Here is a 7,926-nt window from a genome sequence, read left to right on the forward strand (position 1 = left end):
CGCACGGAGCGCTGGAACAGATCACGAGATGGGGGTGGGGAAATCGAATGCTTGACAGATCGGGCGGAAGTCTCTACCTTGACCCGCAATTCAGTTCGGGGTCGGTGGGAACCGACGCCACATCGATCCGCAGACTCGTTCGAGCCAAGCTCCGAGTCTGGTTGACGTTGCACGCTCCGCGTGGATAGGCTCGCCTGTTGCCGTGTGTCTCCGTTGTCTTCGCTCTGACCCCAGAGTGTTGTGGCGCGCCCGGCAGCCGGCAGCACCCGCAATGACGTCGATCTTCGACGTCGAACCCCTTGGAGAGTGATCCGTGGCGACTCGTCCCGTGTCTCGTGAACGTTATTCGTTCGGCAACCTGAAAGAGCCGCTGGAGCTCCCTGACCTGGTCGCGGTTCAGACCGAATCCTTCCAGCACTTCCTCGACGAGGGACTGGCGGAGACGTTCCGCAGCATCTCGCCGATCAAGGACTTCTCCGAGAACCTGCAGCTCGAGCTCGAGTTCGACCCGTTCGATCCCGACCTGCGCCCACCGCCGAAGTTCTCGGTGGAGGAGTGCAAAGAGAAGGACATGACCTACTCGGCTCCGGTCTTCGTGCGGGCGCGGTTCATGAACCGCAACACCGGCGAGATCAAGGAGCAGGTCGTCTTCATGGGCGACTTCCCGATGCAGACCGAGAAGGGCACGTTCATCGTGAACGGCACCGAGCGTGTCGTCGTGAGCCAGCTCGTCCGGTCGCCCGGCGTCATCTTCGAGCCCGGTGAGCGGTTCCGCCTTCGTAACCTCACCAAGCACCAGCTTGTCAAGGGCACCATTCACCCCTACCGCGGTGAGTGGATGGAGTTCGACGTCGAGCACAAGCCCGGCAAGGACGTCACCGCCGGCACCCGCGTCGCCCGCAAGCGTCGCCTCGGCATCTTCACGATGCTGCGCGCGCTCGGCTACGACGAGGAGAACGCCCCCGGCTTCCTCGATCGCTTCGTCAGCCACTTCGACTTCCTCGAAGGGCAATGGGAGAAGGAGCGCGAGATCGCCCCGACCCAGGACGAGGCGCTCGTCGAGATCTACAAGCGCGCCCGTCCGGGTGAGCCGCCGACCGTCGAGTCGGCCAAGGCCTACTTCCGCAACGCGTTCTTCGAGAGCCGTCGCTACGACCTCAGCCGGGTCGGTCGCTACAAGCTCAACCGCAAGCTCGGCGAAGAGGTCGCGCAGCTCGACGAGCTGTTCGGTCTCGGTGGACTCACCAACGCCGAGGGCGAGCCGCTGCTCGACTACCCCGAAGAGGGACAGAACGTCCTCAGCCGCTGCGAGGTGCTGGCGTCGATCAGCTACATGCTGCACCTCGTCAAGCAGGAGCCGGGCTACCGCCTCGACGACCAGGACCACTTCGCCAACCGTCGCATCCGCAGCGTCGGCGAACTGATCCAGAACCAGGTCCGCATCGGTCTCAGTCGCATGGAGCGCGTCGTGCGTGAGCGCATGACCACCCAGGACGTCGAGTCGATCACCCCGCAGACGCTCATCAACATCCGCCCGGTCGTGGCTGCGATCAAGGAGTTCTTCGGAACGTCCCAGCTGTCGCAGTTCATGGACCAGGTCAACCCGCTGTCGGGCCTGACCCACCGTCGCCGCCTGTCGGCGCTCGGCCCGGGCGGTCTGTCGCGTGAGCGCGCCGGCTTCGAGGTCCGCGACGTCCACTTCAGCCACTACGGCCGGATGTGCCCGATCGAGACCCCGGAGGGCCCGAACATCGGCCTGATCGGTGGTCTGTCCACCTACGCCCGGGTCAACGAGTTCGGCTTCATCGAGTCGCCGTACCGCGAGGTCAAGGACGGCAAGGTCACCGGCAAGATCGTCTACATGGCGGCTGACGAGGAGGAGAACTACGTCGTCGCCCAGGCGAACACGCCGCTCCAGGACGACGGAGCGATCCGCGACGCGAAGGTGCTCGTGCGCCGGTCGCCGCAGGCCGCCAGCCTCGAAGACCTCCGCAAGATGCTGGAAGCCGAGAGTTTCTTCGGCGCCACCACCGACATCGGCTACGTGCCGCCGACCGACGTCGACTTCATCGACGTCAGCCCGAAGCAGATCGTCTCGGTCGCCACGGCGCTGATCCCGTTCCTCGAGCACGACGACGCCAACCGCGCCCTGATGGGTGCGAACATGCAGCGCCAGGCCGTGCCGTTGCTGCGGGCCGAGGCTCCCTACATCGGAACCGGCATGGAGAACCGTGCCGCCCGTGACGCCGCCGACCTGATCCAGGCGATCGACGACGGTGAGGTCACCGAGGTCACCGGCGACACCATCACCGTCCAGTACAACGACGAGGGCAAGAAGGTCTACCGCCTCAACAAGTTCACCCGGTCCAACCAGGACACGTGCATCAACCAGAAGCCGCGGGTGAACGAGGGCGACAAGCTCAAGAAGGGCACGATCATCGCCGACGGTCCCTCGACCGATCACGGTGAGCTCGCGCTCGGCAAGAACCTGCTCGTGGCGTTCATGCCGTGGGAGGGCTACAACTTCGAGGACGCGATCATCCTCTCGGAGCGCCTGGTGAAGGACGACGTGCTCACGTCGATCCACATCAAGGAGCACGAGGTCGATGCGCGTGACACGAAGCTCGGCCCCGAAGAGATCAGCCGGGACATCCCGAACCTGAGCGACGACATCCTCGCCGACCTCGACGACCGCGGCATCATCCGCGTCGGCGCCGAAGTCGGCCCGGGCGACGTCCTCGTCGGCAAGGTCACCCCGAAGGGCGAGACCGAGCTGACGCCGGAAGAGCGTCTGCTCCGCGCGATCTTCGGTGAGAAGGCCCGCGAGGTTCGTGACACGAGCCTCAAGGTTCCGCACGGCGAGGTCGGCAAGGTCATCGACGTCAAGGTGTTCAACCGTGACGACGGCGACGAACTGCCGCCCGGCGTCAACCAGCTCGTCCGCGTGTACGTGGCGCAGAAGCGCAAGATCTCGGTGGGCGACAAGCTCGCCGGTCGCCACGGCAACAAGGGCGTCATCTCCAAGATCCTCCCGATCGAGGACATGCCGTACACGAAGGACGGCCAGCCGGTCGACATCATCCTCAACCCGCTGGGTGTTCCCTCCCGAATGAATGTCGGCCAGGTGCTCGAATCGCACCTGGGCTACTGCGCTCGCTGGGGCTGGACCAACCCGGATGGCACCACGGTCGGCGACGCGCCGATCAGCGGCACCGAGACCAAGACGCGGCCGAACACCAAGCCCGCCACGTTCGTCGCGACGCCGGTGTTCGACGGCGCCAACTGGGACGAGAAGGAGAAGTCGATCGACCATCCGACGATCCAGGAGATCCTCGGTGAGCTGAACCCCGAAGCCGCGAGCGGCGACCGTCTGGTCGGCCTCAACGGCAAGCTCGAACTGTTCAACGGTCGGACGGGCGAGAAGTACGACAACCCGATCACCTGCGGGTACATGTACATCCTGAAGCTGGCCCACCTGGTCGACGACAAGATCCACGCTCGCTCCACCGGCCCGTACTCGATGATCACCCAGCAGCCGCTGGGTGGCAAGGCCCAGTTCGGTGGCCAGCGCTTCGGTGAGATGGAAGTGTGGGCACTCGAGGCCTACGGCGCGGCGTACTGCCTGCAGGAGCTGTTGACCATCAAGTCCGACGACGTGCTCGGACGTGTCCGGGTGTACGAGTCGATCGTGAAGGGCGACAACATCCCCGAGCCGGGCGTGCCCGAATCGTTCAAGGTCCTGATGAAGGAGATGCAGGCGCTCTGCATCAACGTCGAGGTGCTGACCGAAGAGGGTCAGCAGATCGAGATGCGCGATCTGGACGACGAGGTGTTCCGTGCTGCCGAGGAACTCGGCATCGACATCTCCCGTCCCGAGCGCGGCACCGACGAAGACGACGCCCGCCGCGAACGCGAAAAGGCCGAGCGGGCCGCCCGCTACTGATGACTTCCGTCTCGACCGGGGTCCGCCCCCGGTCGAGACGATGAACGACTGACAACGCAAGAGCAAACACAAGGGAACCAACACATGCTCGACGTCAACATGTTCGACCAGCTCAAGATCGGGCTGGCCACCGCCGACCAGATCCGCACCTGGTCACACGGTGAAGTGAAGAAGCCCGAGACCATCAACTACCGCACCCTGCGGCCGGAGAAGGAAGGGCTCTTCTGCGAGAAGATCTTCGGCCCCACCCGGGACTGGGAGTGCTACTGCGGCAAGTACAAGCGCGTCCGCTTCAAGGGCATCATCTGTGAGCGCTGTGGCGTCGAAGTCACGCGTTCCAAGGTGCGTCGTGACCGGATGGGCCACATCGAGCTCGCCGCTCCGGCCGTGCACATCTGGTACCTGCGCGGTACCCGCTCGTGGCTCGCCTACCTCCTCGCCGGCATCGAGCCGAAGGAAGAGCTCAAGGCGAAGATGCTCGAGAAGGTCATCTACTTCGCAGCGCACCTCGTCAGCTGGGTCGACGAGGACGGCCGCCACGAAGCACTCGAGAACCTCGAAGCCGAGTACCTCGAAGAGCGTGACGTCATCCAGAAAGAGCTCGAACTCGAGCTGGACGAGCGCTTCAAGCAGCTCGAGGACGACGTCGTCGCCGCCGAGAAGGAAGGCGCCAAGGCCGCCGACCTGAAGAAGCTCCAGCGCGAATCCGACAAGGAGGTCGAGGCCATCCGCGAGCGCTACGACGCGGAACTCGACCTCATCGAGCGCACCTGGGACGAGTTCAAGGGCCTCCACGCCCGCAAGATCATCGAAGACGAGCTGTTGTGGCGCGAGATGCGTGACAAGTACGGCGAGTTCTTCGAAGGCGGCACCGGCGCCGAGGCGATCAAGCAACTCATCGACCGGATCGACTTCGACGAAGAAGAGGTCAAGCTGCGCGAGGCGATCGACCCGGGCGACTCCGGCCGCAAGCCGCTCAGCGCCCAGCGCAAGCAGAAGGCGATCAAGCGCCTGAAGATCGTCACGTCGTTCAATCGTCGCGACGACAACGGCCGCCGGGTCAACGACCCGAAGGCGATGATCCTCGACGCCGTGCCCGTGATCCCGCCGGAACTGCGCCCGATGGTCCAGCTCGACGGTGGCCGCTTCGCCACGTCCGACCTGAACGACCTGTACCGCCGTGTGATCAACCGCAACAACCGACTCGAGCGTCTGCTCAACCTCGGCGCACCGGAGATCATCGTCAACAACGAGAAGCGGATGCTGCAGGAGGCCGTCGACGCACTGTTCGACAACGGCCGCCGTGGTCGTCCCGTGACCGGGCCGGGCAACCGTCCGCTCAAGTCGCTGTCCGACATGCTCAAGGGCAAGCAGGGCCGCTTCCGTCAGAACCTCCTCGGCAAGCGCGTCGACTACTCGGGCCGTTCGGTCATCGTGGTCGGCCCCACGCTGCGACTGCACCAGTGCGGTCTGCCGAAGCTGATGGCGCTCGAGCTGTTCAAGCCGTTCGTCATGAAGCGTCTCGTCGACCTCGAACTCGCGCAGAACATCAAGACCGCGAAGCGCATGGTCGAACGTCGTCGTCCGCAGGTGTGGGACGTCCTCGAGGACGTCATCAAGGAGCACCCGGTCATGCTGAACCGTGCGCCCACGCTGCACCGCCTCGGCATCCAGGCCTTCGAGCCGGTGCTGGTCGAGGGCAAGGCGCTCCAGATCCACCCGCTCGTCTGCACGGCCTTCAACGCCGACTTCGACGGTGACCAGATGGCGATCCACGTGCCGCTGTCGGCAGAAGCGCAGGCCGAGGCCCGCGTGCTCATGCTCAGCGCGAACAACATCCTGTCGCCGGCCTCGGGTCGTCCGATCACCGTTCCGTCGCAGGACATGATCATCGGTGGCTACTACCTCACCGAGGGCATCGAGGACGCGACCGGCTCCGGCCGCGTGTTCCGTCACCTGTGGGAAGTACTGCGGGCATACGACGAGGGCACCCTCGACCTGCACGCCACCATCGAGGTCCGCAACGGTCCGGGCGACAAGTTCGAGACCACACCCGGTCGCGCCCTCTTCGAGGAAGCGCTTCCGGTCGCGTACACCGAGATGTTCGGCCACATCGACTCGCTCATCACCAAGAAGGAGATGGGTGTCATCGTCGAGCGGCTGTCCGACAACTTCGACAAGGCGACGGTCGCCGAGGCGCTCGACAACATCAAGAACCTCTGCTACCGGTTCGCCACGCAGTCCGGCATCACGGTGTCGATCGACGACGTCCGGACCCCGGCCGCCAAGCGCGGCATGCTCGACGACTACGAGGCCCAGGCCGAGAAGGTCGAGAACCAGTTCAAGCGCGGCATCATCACCGACGGCGAACGGCGCCAGCAGGAGGTCCGCATCTGGACCGACGCGACCGCCGACGTGCAGGCGGCGATGGAGCTCGAGTTCAAGAAGGTCCAGTTCAACCCGATCGACATGATGGTCGGTTCCGGCGCCCGAGGGAACATGACCCAGATGCGCCAGATCGCCGGCATGCGCGGTCTCGTCGCCAACCCTCGTGGTGACATGATCCCGCGTCCGATCAAGTCGAACTTCCGCGAGGGCCTCGAAACCCTCGAGTACTTCATCGCCACGCCGGGTGCTCGTAAGGGCCTCGTCGACACGGCGCTGCGTACTGCCGACTCGGGCTACCTGACCCGTCGTCTCGTCGACGTCGCGCAGGAACTCATCGTCCGCGAAGAGGACTGCGGTTCCACGCTCGGCGTGTGGATCGAGAACGTTTCGCCCGACACGGCGAACCGTCGCTCGTACCTCGAGACGAAGCTGTACGGCCGCGCGCTGCTCAACGACACCGAGCTCTCCAGCCCGATGGAGAAGGACGGCGAGTCGATCTCGATGCTGCCGCGCAACACCATCGTCGGCGACGAGGAGATGGACGCACTGCGCGACGACCCGAACATCGAGCGGCTCCGTGTCCGCTCCGTGCTCACGTGCGACGCCGAGCTCGGTGTCTGCGCGATGTGCCACGGGCGTTCGCTCGCCACCGGCAACATGATCGAGCTCGGTGAGGCCGTCGGCGTCATCGCCGCTCAGTCGATCGGTGAGCCCGGTACCCAGCTGACGATGCGTACCTTCCACACCGGTGGTGTGGCCGGCAAGGACATCGCCGGCGGTCTGCCTCGCGTCGTCGAGCTCTTCGAGGCTCGCACGCCGAAGGGGTCGGCCCGTCTCGCCAAGGCGACCGGTGTGCTGCACCTGCGTGAGGACGAGGGCAAGGGCATCCCGGTCGTCGTGACCGATGATGCCGGCGAGGAGCACGAGACGTTGCTTCCGCTCGGTGCCCGCCCGATCGTCACCGACGGTCAAGAGGTCAAGGCCGGCGATCCGCTGGTCGACGGCCCCTTCGACCCGAAGGAGATCATGGAGATCAAGGGCATCCGCGAGACGCAGCTGTACCTGGTCGAAGAGGTCCAGCGGGTCTACCGCGACCAGGGTGTGTCGATCCACGACAAGCACATCGAGTTGATCGTGCGTCAGATGACGCGTCGCATCGGCGTGCAGGAGCCCGGCGACACCGGTTTCCTGCCGGGCGAGCGAGTCGACTCGAAGCGCTTCCGTGACACCAACCGCCGCATGGTCGAGGACAGCTCGCGTCCCGCAGAGGGCCGCCCCGAGCTGATGGGCATCACCAAGGCATCGCTCGCCACCGAGTCGTGGCTGTCGGCTGCATCGTTCCAGGAGACCACGCGTGTCCTGACCGAGGCCGCCATCGACGGACGCGGTGACGACCTGATCGGCCTGAAGGAGAACATCATCCTCGGCAAGCTGATCCCGGCCGGTACCGGCATGGCCAAGTACCGCGAGTTCGGGATCGACGCTCCGGACTACGAGCCGATGTCGTACTTCACCTCCGACGGTGTCGAAGGCGAAGAAGACCCCGCAGCGTTCCTGGCGGGCCTCCACGGCACGTACTCGAGCGACGCCGCCAC

The 7,926-nt window shown here is 65.2% G+C and carries 2 protein-coding genes; both read left to right on the forward strand.

Going from position 1 to position 7,926, the window contains the following annotated elements; translation table 11 throughout:
• The first annotated feature begins 328 nt into the window (after positions 1–328).
• Entirely contained in the window at positions 329–3,943 is a 3,615-nt protein-coding gene (gene rpoB, locus ON45_RS03535) for a DNA-directed RNA polymerase subunit beta (RefSeq protein WP_241432142.1), read from the forward strand.
• Between the two features lie 84 nt (positions 3,944–4,027).
• Positions 4,028–7,926: DNA-directed RNA polymerase subunit beta' (gene rpoC / locus ON45_RS03540; RefSeq protein ID WP_051062383.1), on the forward strand; the 3,899-nt coding region annotated here is incomplete at its 3' end.

It is taken from the genome of Ilumatobacter nonamiensis YM16-303 (assembly GCF_000350145.1).
In the GTDB taxonomy this organism is placed as follows: Bacteria; Actinomycetota; Acidimicrobiia; order Acidimicrobiales; family Ilumatobacteraceae; genus Ilumatobacter_A; species Ilumatobacter_A nonamiensis.